Here is a 17,678-nt window from a genome sequence, read left to right on the forward strand (position 1 = left end):
GTGAACGACGGGAGCGTTCGGAATCCGCACCGCACCGGTTTCCTCTTCGGGCAGAAGCGTGTCCCCGCATCCCCGCAACGAAGGTGTCCCAGCTGTATGACAGCCGCATCGGACCCGACCGCAGCATCCATCGAACGGGGTGACTTGATGGCCCGTATGACCCACCGACGGCAATCGGGACAGACGATCCGGAGGCGGACACGCGGCCAGGAGGGAGGCGAACCGCGGCTTCGGACGGGAGCTGTCGTCGGCGCAGACCGGGGAAGGACGGCGAGTGCGGGTGCGGGCCTCGCGCGGCAGGGCGAGCATGGGAGGGACCACGCCACCGAGGCCGATGACAGGAAGGCATCCGATGCAGCCGAGCGAGGCGGTCAGGGTTGTGATCGTCGGGGGGTCCGTCGGGGGTCTCACAGCAGCCCATGAGCTGCGGGCCGTGGGTGCCGAGGCCGCCGTGTACGAGCGTTCCGCGGGCAGGATGGAGGCCCGTGGCGCCGGGATCGTCATGCAGCCCGAGGTGGAGGCACTGCTCGTTCGTCTGGGCATGTCGGCGCGAGCAGTGAGCGTCGATCTGTGGGAGCGCCAACAGCTCCACCTCCACGGCAGGGCCACCCGGTACGAGGCCCCCCAGCTGATGACCGCGTGGGACACCCTCTACCAGGCGCTGCGGGAATCCCTCACCGGGGTCTGCTACCGCTTGGACAGCGTCCTGAGACGGGTCCGAGTGGAGGGCTCCGACGTCACGGCCGAGTTCGCGGACGGGTTCACGACGCAGGGCCACTTCCTGGTGGGCGCCGACGGAATCGGCTCGGCGACGCGCCGACTGCTGGATCCTGCCGCCCGCCCCTCGTACGCCGGCTACGTGGCCTGGCGAGGTCTGGAGCCGGAATCCGCCCTGCCCAGCGACCTGCTGGAGCTGCTGACGGGCCGGTTCACGTTCTTCGGCTCGGACGGCCTGCAGATGCTGTGCTACCTCGTTCCGGGCCCCGACGGCGAGCTGACGCAGGGCTTCAGACGCGTCAACTGGGTGTGGTACATGAACGTGCCCGAACGCGATCTGCGGAGGCTGCTCGCGAGCCGGTCCGGGAAGCCGTACACAGTGCCACCGCAGCCCCTCCGACGCCGACGGCGTGCAGGGTACCTCGGCCGGGGTCGCCGGCCGCCTCGGCCCGACCACCGATGTGGTCGCCGACCAGTACAGCACCGTGCGCCTGCAGTTGCAGGCCACCGACCGCGACGGGGACCGGCTGGCCTACTACGCCACCGAACTGCCCGACGGCGTCACCGTAGACCCGGCCACCGGCCTGGTCACCATCCACCCGACCACAGCCGGTGAGCAGGACATGACCTTCTACGCCACCGACGGCAGGGCGCGCGACCAGGTGAGCGTCCACCTGACCGTGCGGCCGCACGCCGTCCCGATGGGCGAGAAGATCGAGGCGGAGGGCTACATTGATCAGCACGGCTGGTCAGCTGACGGCACCAACTTCATCGAGAGCAACGCCGCGGCCGGCGGAGGCAAGAACGTGGGCTGGACGGCCGCCGGCAACTGGCTCACGTACCGCATCGACGTGGCGCAGGCAGGCACCTACGATCTCGAGTTGCGCGTCGCCAACGGCACCGGGACCACCGCACCGAACGCCTTGTCCCTGCGTGACCAGAGCGGAGCCACGCTCGCAACCGTGTCGGTGCCTGCCACGGGTGGCTGGGGGAATTACCAGCCCGTGCACGCGCCTGTGACGCTCGCAGCCGGGGAACAGACGATCACCGTCTGACGGTCCGAGAACACCCCCTTGGACCAGGCCTGCACTCCCTGCCGACGACGGCCCTTGCCGCCCTTCATCCGCACGTCACCAGCCCTGCCTTGCCGTGATCGAGAGCCAGGCATACATTCCTATGCGCCTCTCACGACCGCCCCGAAAGGGGCAAGAGGAGGTGCAGACAAGCGGAGGGTTGGGGCGGGCCGGAGTCGGCGATCGGCGCGCTGGGGGTAAGGCCTGTAATGCACAGATGTGCGGGCGGGCCAGCGACGGAATCACTCAGCGCATGTTCAGTTCCGCCGTGCGCGGTATCAAATGACGCCGTGGACGCGGGGGCCCGGATGTCGTGGACCGCGCCGACCGACGGCGACGGGAACCAGTTCCGTGTGCTGGAGGCGACGGCACCGCCGCCCGATCTGTAACAGACGACGAAGGGGGACGTCACGGTATGGAGGGGCTGCTCTTCTTCAACCGGTCGTGCAGAACGGTGACTTCACCTTCGCCGGCCGGCCTGGCAAGGCCACCGGGGATCCGGCTCGCCGCCGCTCTGAACGAGCTGCTCGGCAAGGTGCCGGTACCGCATCTGTGGAACACGGTCACCCTCGCCGGGAACCTCCGATACCGCGAACGCCTCAACACCACCGGCACGGCGGCGCGGCGGCCGGGGTACGAAGCCGGGCTCATCGCCGCCAAGCACGACGGCCCGCCCCCACAGGCGGGGAAGGTCGCCGACGGCGACCCGGACGTCGCCGCGCTTTAGACCACACTGCCACGACCTCCCTCGTCGGCATGGGGTCCTGTATCAGGAGAGCCGCCCCGGCCGCCGGGCAGACCTTCGCTGGTGACGAAGTAGAAGACAGGGAGCATGACGAACACCGCGATCGCCAGCAAGGGTGCGACGAAGACCCCAAGGAGGCCGGCAACGGTGTAGGCAACGGCTCCAGCCCAGGAACGAAGCTGTCCGTGCCGTACGTACGTGTCCTCCACGTCAGGGTCCAGCAGCTCGGGCCGGCGGGCGATCTGCTGGTAGAAGGCCACCCAGCTCAGGCACATCGCCGCGGCGAGGCCGGCGTAGAGAGCGACGGCCACCCGCGCGTCGGAGCCCGTAGGGTCAGCCTGCAGTGCGTCCGCGACCACCGCTGTGGGGAAGGAAAGCGCCGCCGTGCTGAGCAGGAGAAACAGATTGACAGCATGAAGTCCGCGGTCCATCGCCCTGATGCGCACGAAGGCCTGGTGGTGGTTGAGCCAGATCACCGAGACATAGCCGAAGGACGCCAAGTAGCCGAGGTAGGCAGGCCACTGAGCCAGCAAAGCCTGGCCAAGGCCACCCGCCTTGTGCGGCGGAGCAGCGAGATTCAGAACCAATAGCGTGACGGCAATGGCGAATACACCGTCGCTGAAGGCCTCAGCCCGTGTGGTCTCAGAACGAGAGAACTTGCGAGAGTGGCTCCGGGACAAGCTTGGCTCCTGAAGTACTTGGCTCATGTCGGATTCGGACGGTTTTCATCGTCGGCGGCCTCAAGGGCTCGAACCGTCCGGCAGAGCTTGAGCCAACCACATCCGAGCGAGGCCCTCTGGCGGGCATTGCACCGAAGAGGCACCCTACGCCTCGGAGCAACGCGCGGCTCACCGCCCGTCAGGTTACAGATTTCAAGGCCCGGCAACCGAGACCGCAGCCCGCGACCCGTGCGGTCCGGGAGGCACGACGCCCCGGCCGGACGGACGCGGTGCGGGAAGTGTTCCCGCGCGGCTGCCCTACCGCCCGTCAACTCGTCGCACGTACCGCTTCGCGGATCAGGTCCGCGACCTCCTGGGGATGGGAGACGGCAACGGCGTGCGACGCGCCCTCGATCTCGACGACGGTCGCCCCTGCGCGCTTCGCGGCGAAGCGCTCCACCTCCGGGTTGATGGCCTGGTCCGCGCCTGCCACCAGTGCCCAGGACGGCCTGGTCTTCCATGCGGCAGCGGTGGCCTTCTCTCCGAAGGCCCCGGCGGCGAGCGGCCGCTGAGCCGCCGCGAGGACCTTCGTGACCGCCGCCGGCACATCGGCGGCGAAGACCGACGGAAAGGCCTCCTCGGCGATGGTGACCTCGATGACAGGGTCACCGTCCGCGACCGGGTACGTCCACTGCTTGAGGTTGCTCACCAGCGGCGAGGCGGGGAAGCGGCCCTGCAGCTCACCAAGACTCTCGCCCTCCTCGAGAACGTAGGCGGCCACGTAGACCAGCCCGACGACGTTCTCCGTGGTGCCGGCCACGGTGATGAGCGCACCGCCGTAGGAGTGGCCGACCAGTACGACGGGACCGTCGATCTGGGAGGTCACGGAGGCGAGGTACGCGGCGTCGGCCGCGAGTCCGCGCAGCGGGTTCGAGGGCGCGATCACGGGAATGCCGTGGCCCTGCAGTTCCGCGATGACCCCGGACCAGCCGGCCGCGTCGGCGAACGCGCCGTGGACCAGGACGACCGTGGGCGTGGAGGTGGACATGTGTGCGTTGTCTCCTCGGACTCAGACGGCGTACAGGGCGGTGTGCAAGGTGCGGACGGCCAGGGCGATGGCGGCCTCGGCCGCGTGGGTCCCGCGCAGAGCGTTGAGCATGACAAAGTCGTGGATGATGCCCTGGAAACGCACGGCCGTGACCGGCACGCCCGCCTCGCGCAGCTTGTTGGCGTACGCCTCGCCCTCGTCGCGCAGCACGTCGGCCTCGCCGGTGATGACCAGCGCCGGGGGCAGGTCCTTCAGCTGCTCCACGGTGGCCCGCAGCGGGGACGCGGTGATCTGGGCGCGCTCGTTCTCATCGGTCGTGTACTGGTCCCAGAACCACTGCATGCCGTCCCGGCGCAGGAAGTAGCCGGTGGCGAACTGGTGGTAGGAGCCGGTGTCGAAGTTCGCGTCGGTCACCGGGTAGAACAGCACCTGCTGCACCAGCGCGATGCCGCCGCGCTCCTTGGCCATCAAGGTCAGCGCCGCGGTCATGTTGCCGCCGACGGAGTCACCGGCCACCGCCAGTCGCGCACCGTCGAGTCCCTTGGACGCGCCCCGCTCCACGACCCACCGCGCGACCGTGAAGTTCTGCTCGATGGCGACGGGGTAGCGGACCTCGGGCGAGAGGTCGTACTCGGGGAAGACCACGGCGGCGTTCGCGCCGACGGCAAGTTCCCGCACCAGACGGTCGTGGGTGTGGGCGTTGCCGAACACCCACCCGGCACCGTGGATGTAGAGGATCACCGGAAGGGTGCCCTCGGCACCGGCGGGCTTGACGATACGAGCCCGGACACTGCCCGTAGGACCGCCCTCGACGTTGATCCACTCCTCGTCGATCGCCGGCTTCTCGATGTCGCCCGACTGCACCTCGTCGACGGCCTTGCGCCCTTCGGACGGGGCCAGATCGAACAGGTACGGCGGGTTGGCGGTCGCCTCCGCGAACGCGGCTGCCGCGGGCTCCAGCACGGGCTGAACCGGCGCAACGGCATCGGACATGCGAATCTCCTGGAATTGTGTTGGGGACGCCGGTCCTTCCGGCCCACGGCCCGGGAAGCATGTGCCGAACGCTCCGGTGCCGCCGACCTCCACGCTAAAGCCGGCTGAGAGGCACTCGTTGCCCACGAGCGCACCACCGATGTCCCCACAGTGCACGGAAGTCGTCCGGCCCCGGCCCCTGATCGACGGCACGGGAATCCCGTGCACTGTGCGGAACCATCCAGTGCGCTGAGGGAACAAACAACGGCGTCCGCCGCACCTAGCGTGACGGGCGAACACACATGCGTTTCCGCATCCTCCGTCCGCCGACATCCCATACGGCGGACATCTGGAAACCGTTCCTCGCGGAAGGGGTTGTACTCACGTGTCAGCGATGCCGGTCGGCGGACTGGTTCCCCAAGCCACCGACGAAGCTGCGGACCTGGTCGTCCGCAACGCGAAGGTCCATACGGGAGACCCGAACCGCCCGCACGCCGAGGCACTCGCCGTCAGGAGCGGTGTCATCACCGTCGTCGGTGACGACATGGACGTGGCCCCGTACGTCGGTGCCGCCACCAAGGTGGTGGACGCCCTCGGCCGGCGGGTGGTCCCGGGCCTCAACGACGCCCATTTGCATGTCATTCGCGGCGGCCTCAACTACGTGCTGGAACTGCGCTGGGACGGGGTGCCCACGCTGCGCCAGGGCCTGGCGATGCTGCGGGAGCAGGCCGCGCGCACGCCCAAGGGACAGTGGGTGCGGGTGGTGGGAGGCTGGTCGGCCGAACAGTTCGCCGAGCGGCGGCTGCCGACCGTGGCGGAGCTGAACGCCGCGGCCCCGGACACCCCCGTGTTCGTGCTGCACCTGTACCAGTCGGCCGTCCTCAACCGAGCGGCGCTCAAGGCCGCCGGATTCGACAGGAACACCCCCGACCCCAGGGGCGGTCAGATCGTACGCGGCCGGGACGGGGAGCCGACGGGCATGCTGCTGGCCGCGCCCAGCGCCCTCATCCTCTACTCGACCCTGGCCAAGGCGCCGGTGCTCCAGGACGAGGACCAGAAGACCTCGACCCGTCATTTCCTGCGTGAACTGAACAGGTTCGGACTGACTTCTGCCATCGACGCCGCCGGCGGATTCCAGAACTTCCCCGACAACTACAGCACCGTCATCGAACTGGCGAAGGCCGGCCAGTTGTCGCTGCGGATCGCCTACCACCTCTTCCCGCAGACGGCCGGCCAGGAGATAGCCGACCTCACCCGCTGGATCGACATGGCCCGGCCCGAGGACGGGGACGCATGGCTGCGCCTCAACGGCGCGGGAGAGAATCTCACCTGGGCGGCGGCGGATTTCGAGAACTTCGCCCAGCCGCGTCCGGAACTCGCCCCCGATTACGAGACGGAGTTCGAGAAGGCGGTACGTCTTCTCATGGAGAACGGCTGGGGATTCCGGCTGCACGCCACGTATGACGGGACCATCCGCCGGGATCTCGCGGTCTTCGAGAAGCTGGCCGCGGAGGGGCTCTTCCCGGCCGGAAACCGCTGGCTGTTCGATCACGCGGAGACCGTTTCCCCGGACAGCCTCGACCGCGTCGCCGCCCTCGGCGGAGCCATGTCCGTGCAGAACCGCCTGTCCTTCCAGGGCGACGCGTTCCTGTGCCGCTACGGTCCCGGAGCCGCCGCGGACGCCCCGCCGATCCGGGCCATGCTGGACCGCGGGCTGACCGTGGCCGCCGGCACTGACGCCACCCGCGTCTCCACGTACAACCCCTGGGTCGCCCTGCACTGGCTGGTCAGCGGCCGCAGCATCGGTGACCTGGCGCTCCGCCCGCAGACCAACCGTGTCGACCGGCAGACCGCGCTGACGATGTTCACCCGTGCCGGCGCCGCGCTGACCGGCGAGGAGGACGTCAAGGGCGTTCTGCGCCCGGGGTACTACGGCGACCTGGCTGTCCTGTCCGAGGACTACTTCACGGTGCCCGAGCCGGAGATCCCCCGCATCGAGTCGCTGCTCACCGTCACAGGCGGCCGGATCGTCTACGCCGCCGCCGAGTACGAGGGCCTCGACGAGGAACTGCCGCCCATCAGCCCCGCCTGGAGCCCGGTGGCGCACTTCGGCGGCTACCAGGCGTCCCGGCAGGGCCTTTCGGGCGTCCGTCAGGCGGAGTCGCTCGGCGAGGTCGTCGCCGAGTCCGAGCAGCACCGCGCGTGGCGCGTCGCTCGCGGTCTCGCCCCGGCCACCGCAACGCCCTTCGATCCCTGCTTCGCCCTCTAGAGCTCCTGGGAGGGCCGGGCCACGAGCCGCCCCCCTCCCGCCCCTTCCAGCCCCGTCACAGGACGTTTTCACTCCGGCGCCGACGCCCCGTCCGCGCCGCTTCCCGTGGAAAGGCACCCTCATGGTCGACATCACCCAGGTCACCGCGGCTCCCAGCCCCGACCTGATCACACCCGACAACTGCGCTGTGCTGTTCGTGGACCACCAGCCGCAGATGTTCTTCGGCACCGGCAGCGGCGACCGGACCGCGATCATCAACGCCACGGTGGGCCTGGCCAAGGCAGCCAAGGTGTTCGACGTCCCGGTCGTCCTGAGCACTGTGGCCGCCGAGTCCTTCTCCGGCCCGATCATGCCGCAGCTGCCGGGCGTCTTCCCCGACCACAAGATCATCGACCGCACCTCGATGAATGCCTGGGAGGACTCCGCGTTCGTCGAGGCGGTCAAGGCGACGGGCCGCAAGAAGCTCGTCATCGCCGGTCTGTGGACCGAGGTCTGCGTCGTGCTGCCCACGCTCTCCGCCCTCGCGCAGGGTTACGAGATATACGTGGTCACCGACGCCTCCGGCGGCGTCAGCCCGCAGGCCCACGAGCACGCAGTGCAGCGCATGATCCAGGCCGGCGCGGTCCCGGTCACCTGGGTGCAGGTGCTTCTGGAGCTCCAGCGCGACTGGGCCCGCACGGAGACGTACGCGGCCGTGACGGACGTGGTGAAGGAGCACGGCGGCGCGTACGGCCTCGGCATTCTCTACGCGCAGACCGTCATCGGCGCGCACGCGGCGGGCTGATCCCGCGCCGATCGAACAGCGCCAAGGACGGATGTCAGGAACAGGCGGGAAACGATGAACGCTGGATTGCTGGTGCTCCGGGTGGTGGTGGGGCTCCTCATCGCCGGCCATGGAGTGCAGAAGGTGAGCTTCCGGCTGGGAGGCAACGGATTGGCTGGCGGAACCGAGGAGTTCCGCCACGACGGCTTCCGCGGCGGCCGGCTGACCGCGCTCGTCGCGGGAGGCAGTCAGATCGGCGCCGGCCTGTTCCTGGCCGCCGGTCTGCTCACGCCGCTGGCGGCGATGGCCGCGATGGGGGTGATGACAGTCGCGGGCACCGTCAAGTGGCCCAAGGGACTGTGGGTACAGAACGACGGCTACGAGTATCCGTTGGTCCTGGTCATCGTCTCCGCCGCGCTGGCTCTGACCGGACCCGGCCAGTGGTCCGTCGACCACGCCCTCGGCACCACACCCTGGCCGCTGTGGCTGGTCGTCGCGGCGGTCCTGGCCGGCCCGTTGAGCGGACTGCTCACTCGCGTAGTGCTGCGCCGCTCGCCCGCCGGGCCGGAAGCGGCCGCATCGAAGGGAACGCCCCATGCGCCAGTTGCTGAGTGACGCCGGCCGCACGCTCGTGCCGCCCCGAGGGGAACGCCACGGCCCGCTGCCTCCCCTGCTGCTGACGCTGACGGTGGTCACGGGCCTGATCGACGCGGTGAGCTTTCTCGGTCTCGGGCACGTCCTCGTCGCCAACATGACCGGCAATGTGATCTTCCTGGCGTTCGCGCTGGCGGGCGCCGCGAACCTCTCCGCGTCCGCCTCCCTGGTCTCGCTGGCCGCGTTCCTCCTGGGCGCCCTCGCCGGGGGCAGGCTCGGCAGCCGGTTCGCGGCGCACCGGGGACGCCTGCTGACGGCGGCCACCGCCGTGCAGGCGGTCCTGGTCGCCGTCACCGTGGCGGTCGCCGCGGCCGGCGGCGGCCGGGTCACCACCGGAGTCCAGTACACGCTGATCGTGCTGCTGGGGCTCGGCATGGGCCTGCAGAACGCGGTCGCCCGGCGCCTCGGTGTGCCAGACCTCACCACGACCGTGCTGACGCTGACTCTGACGGGGCTGGCCGCGGACTCCGCCCCGGCCGGCGGTGCGGCGCCGCGACCCGGCCGCCGGATCCTGTCCGTGCTGGCCATGTTCCTCGGAGCCTTCGTCGGAGCTGTCCTCCTCCTGCACGGTCATCTCGTGATCATCCTGGGCCTGGCCCTGCTGCTGACCGTGCTCACCTCCGTGATCACGCACCGCCTGTCGGCCGCCGAAGCCGCCTGGATCCGGCCGCCGTCCTGACGGAACGGGACCGACCGGCCGCGGAATGCCGCATGAAGTGCCGGAGGCCTCCTCGTCCAGGGGCCCCCGGCACGACGACGTCACGCGAGGGGTGGCAAGGAGGATCCGATGAGCGCCGCACCATCACCACCAGTACCCGCAGAATCAGAGTCCCCGTGGGCGCCGCTCGCGGCGCGCGCTTTCCGGGCGCTGTGGATCGCCCAGTTGGTCTCCAACATCGGCAGCTGGATGCAGACGGTCGGCGCCCAGTGGCTTCTGGTCGGGGACAGTGCCGCCCTGGTGACGCTCGTTCAGACCGCCTCCAGTCTTCCCGTCGTGCTGCTGGCCCTGCCCTCCGGGGTCGTCGCCGACCGCTTCGACAGGCGTTCGGTGCTGCTGGCCGCGCAGTTCACGATGCTCGCGGTGTCCGGTGCCCTGGCCGTGCTGGCGTTCACGGACGCGCTCACGCCGGAAGAGCTGCTCGTCCTCACCTTCCTTCTGGGGTGCGGAACGGCACTGATGGGCCCGGCCTGGCAGGCAATCCAGCCGGAGCTGGTGGAGCGCCGCCTACTCGGTCAGGCGGCGGCGCTGGGCGCGGTGAACATGAACCTGGCCCGAGCCGTCGGCCCGGCACTCGGCGGGGCGGTGGTCGCGGCGGCAGGCGCAGGATGGGTCTTCGCCTTCAACGCGGCCTCCTACCTGGGCATCGCGGCTGTCCTCATGATGTGGCGGCGCCCGGGGACGGCCTCCCCCGCCGCGGAGAGCGAACCACTGCTGGCCGCCCTGTCCGCCGGCCGCCGCTATGTGTGGAACGCCCCCGGCGTGCGCCGAGTCCTCCTGCGTACGCTCCTGTTCATCCCCGGCGGCGCCGCCCTGTGGGCACTGCTGCCACTGAGCGCGAGCCGTTCCCTCGGCCTCGGCTCGGGTGGATATGGACTCCTGCTGGCGGCGGTCGGCACGGGGGCCGTGGCGGGAGCCTTCGCACTGCCCCGCATCCACCGCGTGCTGGGGGCCAACGGCACCCTCGTCGCCGGCGCGCTGGGGTTCGCCGGTGTACTGGCAGTGCTGGGCACGGTCCGAACACCGTGGCTGGTGACGGTCGCCCTGCTACCCGCGGGTCTCGCCTGGATCGGTGTACTGTCCACGCTCAACGCAGCCGTGCAGACGCGGCTTCCGGGCTGGGTCAGGGCTCGTGGGCTCGCCGTCTATCTCCTGGTCTTCCAGGGCGGTCAGGCGCTGGCGGCGCCCCTGTGGGGTGCGGTGGCCGACTGGCTCGGGCTCACCGCCTGCCTCCTGGTCGCCGGTGCCGTGATGCTGCTGAGTGCCGCCAGCGTACGGCGGTGGCCTCTGCACGATGCCGAGGGCATCGACCCCTCGCCGTCCGACCACTGGCCCACTCCTCCCCTGGTGTTCGAAGCGGGCGAGGCCGACGGGCCGGTCCTGATCTCCGTCATCTACCGCCTCCCTCCGGACAGCCGCGCCGAGTTCACGGACCGCATGCACCATGTCGCGCGCTCCAGGCGCCGTACGGGAGCCCTCGCCTGGGGCCTCTACCAGGACGGCAACGACCCGGAGCGCTTCATCGAGAACTACCTGGTCGCCTCCTGGGCGGAGCACCGCGCACAGCACCACACCCGTCTGACAGCCACCGATCGCCACTACGAGGAGCAGGCTCGTGAGCTGCTCCTGCCGGGGACCCTGCCCGAGGTGACCCATGCATTCGACACCGCGTCGGGCCCCACTGTGCCGGATCAAGGCACGCGTACGCCGGAGTCCGGCGACGCCAGGTCCGGCTCTTGGACCTCCGGATAGCACCAGGTCCCGCAGGCAGGTTTCCAGTCGGCCGCCCCTGGACCCAGCAGTTGACTGTCGCGTGGTGCCGATCTGGCAGGTCCCGTGGCAGCCAGTGCGCGTGGACGTGAACGACTCCGGCGCGGATGTCACCGCTCCTTGGCCGACCCCAGGAGCTGTGCTCCCGCGCGGGGCAGACGGGTGTCAGGCGGTGGCTTTCCGTTGTTCCCGGGCCGCGCGCGTGATGGCGCGCCGGATGGGTTCGTAGCCGGTGCACCGGCAGATGTTGGACCCCACGACGCCCGCGATGGCCTCCGGATGGTCAGCAAGTTCAGGATCGGCTTCGAGCGCTCCGGCGGCGACCATGAGGAAGCCCGGTGTGCAGAATCCGCACTGGAGAGCATGCTCGGCCGAGAAGGCACGTTGCAGGGCGTGGGGTTCGCCGTCGGGTCCCGCGAGGCCCTCCACCGTACGAACGGAGCTGCCGTCGCACTGCACGGCCAGCACCAGGCACGAGCGGACCGCTTCGCCGTCCATGAGCACGGTGCAAGCCCCGCAGATGCCGTGCTCGCAACCCAGGTGCGTACCGGTCAGGCGCAAGTCGTCACGCAGGACGTCGGCGAGCAGGCGCCGGGGCTCCACATCGAGGGGGTGTTCGGTTCCGTTCACCTTGAGTGTGATCTTCATCGGTTGTCCCCCTCGGGTACGGCAAGTCGTGCGTGCAGGTCCGTCGCTGCCTCGCGGAGCGTTCTGCCGACCAGGACGGCGATGGCCTGCCGCTTGTACTCCACGTCGGCGTACGGTTCGGCGACCGGCGCGGCATCCGTCCGGGCCGCGACGCGGCCTGCGCGGGCGAACGGATGGTTGTCGGGGAGCCGTGGCCCGGTCGGGAGCGGGCCGATTTCGGTGCCGAGCAGCAGCCGTTCGGCAGCGTGGGCCCGTACCGGTCGGTCGGCGGAGTTGACCAGTCCGATCCGTGCGTCGCTGATCACGCCGTCGTTCACCGTGAGGGCCGCAGCGACGGCGACCTGGGCGAAGCAGAAGTGAGTGCGGCGGTGCTCGATGAAGCCCACGCCGCTGCTCTCGCCGAGCAGGGGAAGGCGTACGGCGGTGATGAGTTCCTGGGGCCGGCGTGCGGTGCGGTACGGCCCGAGGAAGTAGTTGCCGGCCGGGATGGCTCGGGCACCATCGGGGCCGGTCACCTCCACGGTGGCGTCCAGGGCGAGGCCGATCGCGCACCACTCCGAGGCGGGATGGGCCCAGGCGAAACTGCCGACCATGGTCCCGCGGGAACGGATGGGCGGATGGGCGATGTTGACCACGGCCCGGGACAGCAGGGTGCCGAGCGGGCCCGGTGCAGCTTCGGCCGATTCGAAGGCCGCGTGGTGGATCAGGGCGCCGACGCGCAGTTCGTCGCCCTCGACGGTCATGCGGTCGAGCTCCGGGATGCGGTTGATGTCGACGACGAGTTCGGGCCGGATGCGTTGCAGGTGCATCTCCAGGATCAGGCTCTGTCCTCCCGCGAGTACCTGGGCCTTGTACGCGGTGTCGCCGAGGGCCTCGACGGCTTCGGCGACCGTGCGGGGTACCACGTAGTCGAAGGTGGCGGGTTTCACCGGTCGCCTTCCTCATGTTTCGGGGCGCGTGCCGCCCGCCAGACGCTGTCCGGGGTGAGCGGCATCTGCAGCAGGCTGGGATCGGCGATCCGCAGGGCGTCGGCCACGGCGTTGACGATGGCGGCCGGGGTGCCGATGCAGCCGGACTCCCCGGCTCCCTTGGCACCGAGCGGCGTGCTGGGACCAGGTGTGCGGGTGTCCTTGACCTCGATGGGCGGGATCTCCGTGAACGTCGGGAGCAGGTAGTCCAGGAAGCCGTTCGCCAGATGCGGTACGCCGGCGTCGTCGAACGTCATGCCTTCGTAGAGGGCCTGGCCGATGCCCTGCACGGCCGATCCGAAGGCCTGTCCGCGCACCACAGTGGGGTTGAGGACCACTCCGCAGTCGTCGACGGCCACGAGCCGCAGGACGTTCACGGTGCCCAGCTCCGGATCCACCTCGGTCACCGCCGCATGGGCGCCGAAGGGGAACGCCATGCCGGCTTCGTATCTGTCCTCGACCCGCAACGGGCCGGTGGTCTTCACCAGATCGCCAAGGCTGGTGGCAGCCGAACCGTCGTGGGCGGCATGCACGCTCCCGTCCGCCCATGCGATCTCCTGGATCGGCAGGTCCCACAGCTCCGCCGCCCGGGTGCGGGCCTCCTCGATCAGGCGGGTCGCGACGTGCTGGAGCATGGCGCCGGCGACCTGGGCGGAACGGCTGGCGAAGGAGCCCAGTCCTTCGGGCTGTTCGTCGGTGTCGCCCTCGACGAGGTGGACCTGCGCCTTCGGGATGCCGAGTACCTTGGCGATCAGGGCGGGGAAGACCGTCTCGTGCCCTTGGCCGCTGGGGGCCGCACCGCAACGGGCGGTGACGGCGCCGTCTTCGTGCGCCTCGAGGCTGCCGAACTCGTGCAGGCCGCCTTCTTCGCCGCCCGAGCGCTCCACATAGCAGGAGACTCCGATGCCCAGCGGCAGCGCGTCGGGGTCCTCGCGCCGTCGGGCCCGCTCCGCACCCCACTCCTCGTAACCGAGCGTCTCCAACGCCAGGTCCAGGGCGGCGGCGTAGTTCCCGCTGTCGTAGCGGCGTCCGGTCGGCGTCTGGTACGGGAAGGCATCGGGCGGGATGAAGTTGCGCCGCCGCAACTCGATCGGGTCGATCCCGAGCCGCCGGGCGAGCAGGTCCATCGTCCGCTCGATTGCGCTCGCCGCCTCGGGACGCCCGGCGCCCCGGTACGGGTAGGTCACCATGGTGTTGGTGAGCACCGACCGGAGGGTCGCGTGGACGCGTGGGGTCGTGTACGCGCCGGTCGCCATCCATGCCGTCTGCATGGGCAGTCCAGCGCCGAGGTGCGGATAGGCGCCGACGTCGGCGTCGATCGTCAACTCATAGGCGAGGAGCCGTCCTTCGGCGTCGGCGGCGAGCCGGACAGTCTGGTCCTGTCCCCTGCCCCGGGTGGCGACGAGCATCGACTCCAGGCGGTCCTCGATCCAGCGGACCGGTCGCCCGAGCTTGACCGCCAGGTAGGCGACGACCACGAACTCGGGGAAGGCGGCACTCTTCGACCCGAAGGCGCCTCCGGTGTCCGGGACAACGACCCGGATCCGGTCGGCGGACCAACCGAGCAGCGCGGCCAGTTCACGCCGCAGCCGGTGCGGCATTTGGTGCCCAGACCACACCGTCAGCCGGTCCCCTTCGGGCACGGCGAGAATCGTGCGGCATTCCATGGGGCTGGGCATCAGCAGTTCCTGACGGTACGTGGCTTCGACGACGGCGGCCGCGTCCTGCCAGACGGACGGGTCGATCGGTTCTCCCGCCTCGCCCCGCAGGGCGATGTTGCTCAGTCCGTCGAACAGGCGGACGGAGTCGTCCAGCGCCGCGGCGGGTGTCACCACGGCGTGCAGGGGATCGATCGTGACCGAGACCTCGGCGACCCCGTCCTCGGTCCGGTACCGGTCCTCTGCCAGGACGACCGCCAGCGCCTCGCCCGGATAGCGCACCCGATCCTTCACGAGGGCCGGCCACTCCCGGCCCGCGACGGCGCCCTCGGTGGAGAGTCCGGCCAGCAGGGTGTACGGAACCGGAGGAAGGTCCGGCAGATCCGCCGCCGACCAGGCTCCCACGACACCCGGCACGTCACGGGCCGCCGTACAGTCCACCGCCCGTAGCAGGCCGTGGGCGACCTTGCTTCTCACGAATGCGGCATCCAGACACCGCGGCACGTCGATATCGGCCACGTACCGGCCTTTTCCGGTGAGCAGCCGCTCGTCCTCGCGCCTCGTCCATTGCTCCACAACAACACCCCGTTCGTGTCTTTGCGGGAAATTGACGTCGTTCCGGCGGAACGCCACACCAGTGGAATTCAGCTGCTCGGACACTAACCGAGGCGGAAGCGGCGGAGCGAGCGACAGGCGGACCCTGTGCGCTGTGAGGTCAGAAGTAGTGTGCTGCCCGCAAAACCGGCCGCCGGATCCGGCGGCCGGCCGGAGGGTGGACGGTCAGCCCAGTTCGGTTTCCAGCCAGCGCAAAACGTCGGGCGTCACGGGGTCGGTGATGTCCGCGAACTCGTCGTGGCGCTTGAGGAACTTGGCCACGTACGGGCAGACGGGCACGATCCGCTTCCCGGAGTTCCGTACGTCGGTGAGCGCCTGCTGGACCAGCTGGGAGGCCAGGCCCTGTCCGGCGAACGCGTCGTCGATCTCGGTGTGGTAAAAGACGCGCTGTTCCCCGCGGTCACGGTAGGCGGTCAGCCCGGCGCGCTTGCCGTCGACCAGGATTTCGTAGCGGTTCCCGACGTCTGCGCGCTCGACGACCGGAGTGGTGGAAGGCTGGCTCATCGGGTGCCTTTCGGTTGATGTCAGTGACCCGGTGGATTCCTGCGCGGCTTGATCCTCGCATTGGGCAGGGCAGGTGCGCGAAGACGGCCTCGAGGGCTACGTCGTCGTCGCCAACGCCCGGGCTCCGACGTATCCTTCGACGGCGCCGAAGCGATCGGAGGAGTTTCACCAATCGTCCCGGGTCTTGGCAATATCTTCGTGGCTGCGCCCGATGAAATTCCACCAGGTGGCGATTTCGTCCTCGAACGGGGTTCCGCCGAGCAGGACCGTCCGTGCGATGCCGTCCGACTCGTTCGTCAGTGTCAGCGCGTCGGTACGGTACCGGTGTGGGCGTACCCCAACTACACGGGATCCAACAGGCTGTCGGCCAGGCGTATCTCCCCCTGGCCGACCATGAGGCCGTGCTCGAAGCCGGGATCCACGGCAAGCGACACGCCGGCCGGTTTGTCTTTCGACGCAGGACGCGTCAGGACCCGGCCGGTACGGATCAGCGCAGCGCCGCCAGGGCCTGCTCCACAGCCCGGTGGAACGTCGGATAGGTGTAGATCATGTTCCGGAGCTGCTCGACCGGCACCTCCGCGTGGACGGCGACGATCAGCCCGTACAAGAGCTCGCCCCCGGCCGGTCCTGCGGAGGTCGCGCCGACCAGGACGCCCCGGTCTGCGTCCTCGACCAGCTTGATGAACCCCTCGCCGCCCGGCCCATGGATCCACGCGCGAGTCGAGGAGGCGTTGGGCACCACCGCGGTCCGCACCCGCAAGCCCCGCTCGCGGGCTTGTCGCTCGGTGAGTCCCACTGCCGCAACCTCGGGATCGGTGAAGGTGACGCGGGGCAGTGCACGGTAGTCGGCATCGGGGCCGGGCCGGTCGAGGATGTCGCGGACGGCGATCTGCGCCTGGTACATCGACACATGTGTGAAGGCGCCACAGCCGGTGATGTCGCCGACCGCCCACAATCCCTCAGCCGCCCGCATCCGGCCGTCCGTGGGCACGATCCCCGTCTCGGGATCAAGCCCCACCGTCTCGACGCCCAGGTCGACGAGCTCGGCGTGGCGCCCGGTGGCGACGAGCAGCCGTTCGCCGCGCAAGGGGTCCGCCCGCCCTTCCACAAGGACGCGGAACTCGGCGCCGTCATAGCTGACCTGCCGGGCGCGAACGCCGGTGAGCACGGTCACGCCGTCCGCCCGCAGGGCCTGCGCGGCGAGTTCCGCGGCTTCAGGTTCCTCCTGGGACAACAGCCGGTCCTGCCCCTCGATCAGGGTGACGCGGCAGGTGAAGCGGGCGAAGACCTGTGCGACTTCCACGCCGATGGCACCCCCGCCCAGGACGAGCATCGACGTCGGCAGGTCCTTGGTCGCCATGGCGTCCCGATTGGTCCAGTACGGCGTCGCGGCAAGGCCGGGTACGGGCGGGATCCGGGGCCGGCTGCCCGTGGCCAGCACGACACCGCGGCGGGCCTCCCACGTGCGCCCTTCGACGGTGACCCGTCGCGGCCCAGTGAGGCGCCCTCTTCCACGGACCAGGCGGCCGCCCTTGGCCACGAGGCGGTCGGCCGCCACCTGATCGTTCCAGTCGTCAGTGGCTTCTTCGCGGATGCGACCGGCTACACGCCCCCAGTCCGGGGTGACGTCCGTGTCTCCGGCGAGCGCCGGGACTCGGCGGGCTTCGGCGAGCAGGTTCCCGGCCCGGATCATCATCTTGCTGGGCACGCATCCCCAGTACGGGCACTCACCCCCTACGAGTTCCGCCTCGACACCGACCACGTCCAAGCCGGCCTCGGCCAGCGTGCCCGCGGCGTACTCACCTCCGGGTCCCAGGCCGACGACGACCACGTCCACCTGCTCGTTCACGCGCACACCTCTCCCTCCGAACGGCCTCCAACGACCTGCCGAGCACCG

Annotated in this window: 16 protein-coding genes and 1 pseudogene; 8 read left to right on the forward strand and 9 right to left on the reverse strand. The window is 70.0% G+C overall.

Annotated features, from left to right (window positions below; translation table 11 throughout):
- Positions 1 to 352: 352 nt before the first annotated feature.
- The 3 genes and pseudogenes from ACIQFZ_RS28515 to ACIQFZ_RS28525 form a co-directional block, all read left to right on the forward strand.
- Positions 353 to 1,075 (forward strand): annotated as a pseudogene (locus ACIQFZ_RS28515) (FAD-dependent monooxygenase); the annotation flags it as partial.
- Positions 1,076 to 1,127: 52 nt separating this feature from the next.
- Positions 1,128 to 1,772 carry a carbohydrate-binding protein gene (locus tag ACIQFZ_RS28520; protein WP_402692470.1) on the forward strand — a complete coding sequence of 215 codons (645 nt, stop codon included), beginning with the start codon at positions 1,128 to 1,130 and terminating at the stop codon, positions 1,770 to 1,772.
- Positions 1,773 to 2,244: 472 nt separating this feature from the next.
- Entirely contained in the window at positions 2,245 to 2,517 is a 273-nt protein-coding gene (locus tag ACIQFZ_RS28525) for a hypothetical protein (protein ID WP_402692471.1), read from the forward strand.
- Here the strand turns inward: ACIQFZ_RS28525 and ACIQFZ_RS28530 are convergent.
- The 3 genes from ACIQFZ_RS28530 to ACIQFZ_RS28540 form a co-directional block, all read right to left on the reverse strand.
- Positions 2,514 to 3,242, reverse strand: a complete 729-nt coding sequence (locus ACIQFZ_RS28530) for a TMEM175 family protein (protein ID WP_402692472.1) — start codon at positions 3,240 to 3,242, stop codon at positions 2,514 to 2,516. The genes ACIQFZ_RS28525 and ACIQFZ_RS28530 overlap by 4 nt on opposite strands.
- 280 nt (positions 3,243 to 3,522) lie before the next feature.
- On the reverse strand, positions 3,523 to 4,242 hold the full coding sequence (locus tag ACIQFZ_RS28535) for an alpha/beta fold hydrolase (protein WP_402692473.1): 720 nt from the start codon (positions 4,240 to 4,242) through the stop codon (positions 3,523 to 3,525).
- Between the two features lie 21 nt (positions 4,243 to 4,263).
- Complete coding sequence (locus ACIQFZ_RS28540) at positions 4,264 to 5,235, reverse strand: alpha/beta hydrolase (RefSeq protein WP_402692474.1); 972 nt, start codon at positions 5,233 to 5,235, stop codon at positions 4,264 to 4,266.
- Between the two features lie 373 nt (positions 5,236 to 5,608).
- Between ACIQFZ_RS28540 and ACIQFZ_RS28545 the strand changes: the two genes are divergently transcribed.
- The 5 genes from ACIQFZ_RS28545 to ACIQFZ_RS28565 all read left to right on the forward strand — a co-directional run bounded on the left by ACIQFZ_RS28545 (position 5,609) and on the right by ACIQFZ_RS28565 (position 11,370).
- Complete coding sequence (locus ACIQFZ_RS28545; protein ID WP_402692527.1) at positions 5,609 to 7,483, forward strand: amidohydrolase; 1,875 nt, start codon at positions 5,609 to 5,611, stop codon at positions 7,481 to 7,483.
- Positions 7,484 to 7,604: 121 nt separating this feature from the next.
- Positions 7,605 to 8,267 carry a hydrolase gene (locus ACIQFZ_RS28550; protein WP_383059831.1) on the forward strand — a complete coding sequence of 221 codons (663 nt, stop codon included), beginning with the start codon at positions 7,605 to 7,607 and terminating at the stop codon, positions 8,265 to 8,267.
- A gap of 54 nt (positions 8,268 to 8,321) precedes the next feature.
- The gene (locus ACIQFZ_RS28555; protein ID WP_402692475.1) at positions 8,322 to 8,861 is read left to right on the forward strand and encodes a DoxX family protein; all 540 of its coding nucleotides are present in this window, start codon (positions 8,322 to 8,324) and stop codon (positions 8,859 to 8,861) included.
- Positions 8,842 to 9,579 (forward strand): DUF1275 family protein, encoded by a 738-nt coding sequence (locus ACIQFZ_RS28560; protein WP_383059829.1) that lies wholly within the window; start codon positions 8,842 to 8,844, stop codon positions 9,577 to 9,579. The genes ACIQFZ_RS28555 and ACIQFZ_RS28560 overlap by 20 nt, the downstream gene beginning before the upstream one ends.
- Positions 9,580 to 9,687: 108 nt before the next feature.
- The gene (locus ACIQFZ_RS28565) at positions 9,688 to 11,370 is read left to right on the forward strand and encodes an MFS transporter (protein ID WP_402692476.1); all 1,683 of its coding nucleotides are present in this window, start codon (positions 9,688 to 9,690) and stop codon (positions 11,368 to 11,370) included.
- A 183-nt stretch (positions 11,371 to 11,553) separates the two neighbouring features.
- On the opposite strand, the gene ACIQFZ_RS28570 is transcribed toward ACIQFZ_RS28565, so the two are convergent.
- From ACIQFZ_RS28570 to ACIQFZ_RS28595, 6 genes are all read right to left on the reverse strand, one after another.
- Positions 11,554 to 12,036, reverse strand: coding sequence for a (2Fe-2S)-binding protein (locus ACIQFZ_RS28570; RefSeq protein WP_383059826.1), 483 nt, complete (start codon positions 12,034 to 12,036; stop codon positions 11,554 to 11,556).
- The gene (locus ACIQFZ_RS28575) at positions 12,033 to 12,965 is read right to left on the reverse strand and encodes an FAD binding domain-containing protein (RefSeq protein WP_402692477.1); all 933 of its coding nucleotides are present in this window, start codon (positions 12,963 to 12,965) and stop codon (positions 12,033 to 12,035) included. Before ACIQFZ_RS28575 ends, ACIQFZ_RS28570 begins: the two co-directional genes overlap by 4 nt.
- Positions 12,962 to 15,139, reverse strand: coding sequence for a xanthine dehydrogenase family protein molybdopterin-binding subunit (locus ACIQFZ_RS28580; protein WP_402692478.1), 2,178 nt, complete (start codon positions 15,137 to 15,139; stop codon positions 12,962 to 12,964). The genes ACIQFZ_RS28575 and ACIQFZ_RS28580 overlap by 4 nt, the downstream gene beginning before the upstream one ends.
- A 303-nt stretch (positions 15,140 to 15,442) precedes the next feature.
- Positions 15,443 to 15,781: a GNAT family N-acetyltransferase gene (locus tag ACIQFZ_RS28585; RefSeq protein ID WP_383059822.1), complete on the reverse strand. Its 339-nt coding sequence runs from the start codon at positions 15,779 to 15,781 to the stop codon at positions 15,443 to 15,445.
- A gap of 165 nt (positions 15,782 to 15,946) precedes the next feature.
- Positions 15,947 to 16,087: a pirin-like C-terminal cupin domain-containing protein gene (locus ACIQFZ_RS28590; protein ID WP_383133142.1), complete on the reverse strand. Its 141-nt coding sequence runs from the start codon at positions 16,085 to 16,087 to the stop codon at positions 15,947 to 15,949.
- A 181-nt stretch (positions 16,088 to 16,268) separates the two neighbouring features.
- On the reverse strand, positions 16,269 to 17,630 hold the full coding sequence (locus tag ACIQFZ_RS28595; RefSeq protein WP_402692479.1) for a dihydrolipoyl dehydrogenase family protein: 1,362 nt from the start codon (positions 17,628 to 17,630) through the stop codon (positions 16,269 to 16,271).
- Positions 17,631 to 17,678 lie beyond the last annotated feature (48 nt).

This window comes from Streptomyces sp. NPDC093064 (assembly GCF_044754605.1).
Taxonomy (GTDB): Bacteria; Actinomycetota; Actinomycetes; order Streptomycetales; family Streptomycetaceae; genus Streptomyces.

What these genes read in the sequence shown, in the direction of transcription:
- ACIQFZ_RS28530 (WP_402692472.1), bottom strand. Translation starts at nt 3,242, where the DNA reads ATGAGCCAAGTACTTCAGGAGCCAAGCTTGTCCCGGAGCCACTCTCGC.
- ACIQFZ_RS28535 (WP_402692473.1), bottom strand. Translation starts at nt 4,242, where the DNA reads ATGTCCACCTCCACGCCCACGGTCGTCCTGGTCCACGGCGCGTTCGCC.
- ACIQFZ_RS28540 (WP_402692474.1), bottom strand. Translation starts at nt 5,235, where the DNA reads ATGTCCGATGCCGTTGCGCCGGTTCAGCCCGTGCTGGAGCCCGCGGCA.
- ACIQFZ_RS28545 (WP_402692527.1), top strand. Translation starts at nt 5,609, where the DNA reads ATGCCGGTCGGCGGACTGGTTCCCCAAGCCACCGACGAAGCTGCGGAC.
- ACIQFZ_RS28550 (WP_383059831.1), top strand. Translation starts at nt 7,605, where the DNA reads ATGGTCGACATCACCCAGGTCACCGCGGCTCCCAGCCCCGACCTGATC.
- ACIQFZ_RS28555 (WP_402692475.1), top strand. Translation starts at nt 8,322, where the DNA reads ATGAACGCTGGATTGCTGGTGCTCCGGGTGGTGGTGGGGCTCCTCATC.
- ACIQFZ_RS28560 (WP_383059829.1), top strand. Translation starts at nt 8,842, where the DNA reads ATGCGCCAGTTGCTGAGTGACGCCGGCCGCACGCTCGTGCCGCCCCGA.
- ACIQFZ_RS28565 (WP_402692476.1), top strand. Translation starts at nt 9,688, where the DNA reads ATGAGCGCCGCACCATCACCACCAGTACCCGCAGAATCAGAGTCCCCG.
- ACIQFZ_RS28570 (WP_383059826.1), bottom strand. Translation starts at nt 12,036, where the DNA reads ATGAAGATCACACTCAAGGTGAACGGAACCGAACACCCCCTCGATGTG.
- ACIQFZ_RS28585 (WP_383059822.1), bottom strand. Translation starts at nt 15,781, where the DNA reads ATGAGCCAGCCTTCCACCACTCCGGTCGTCGAGCGCGCAGACGTCGGG.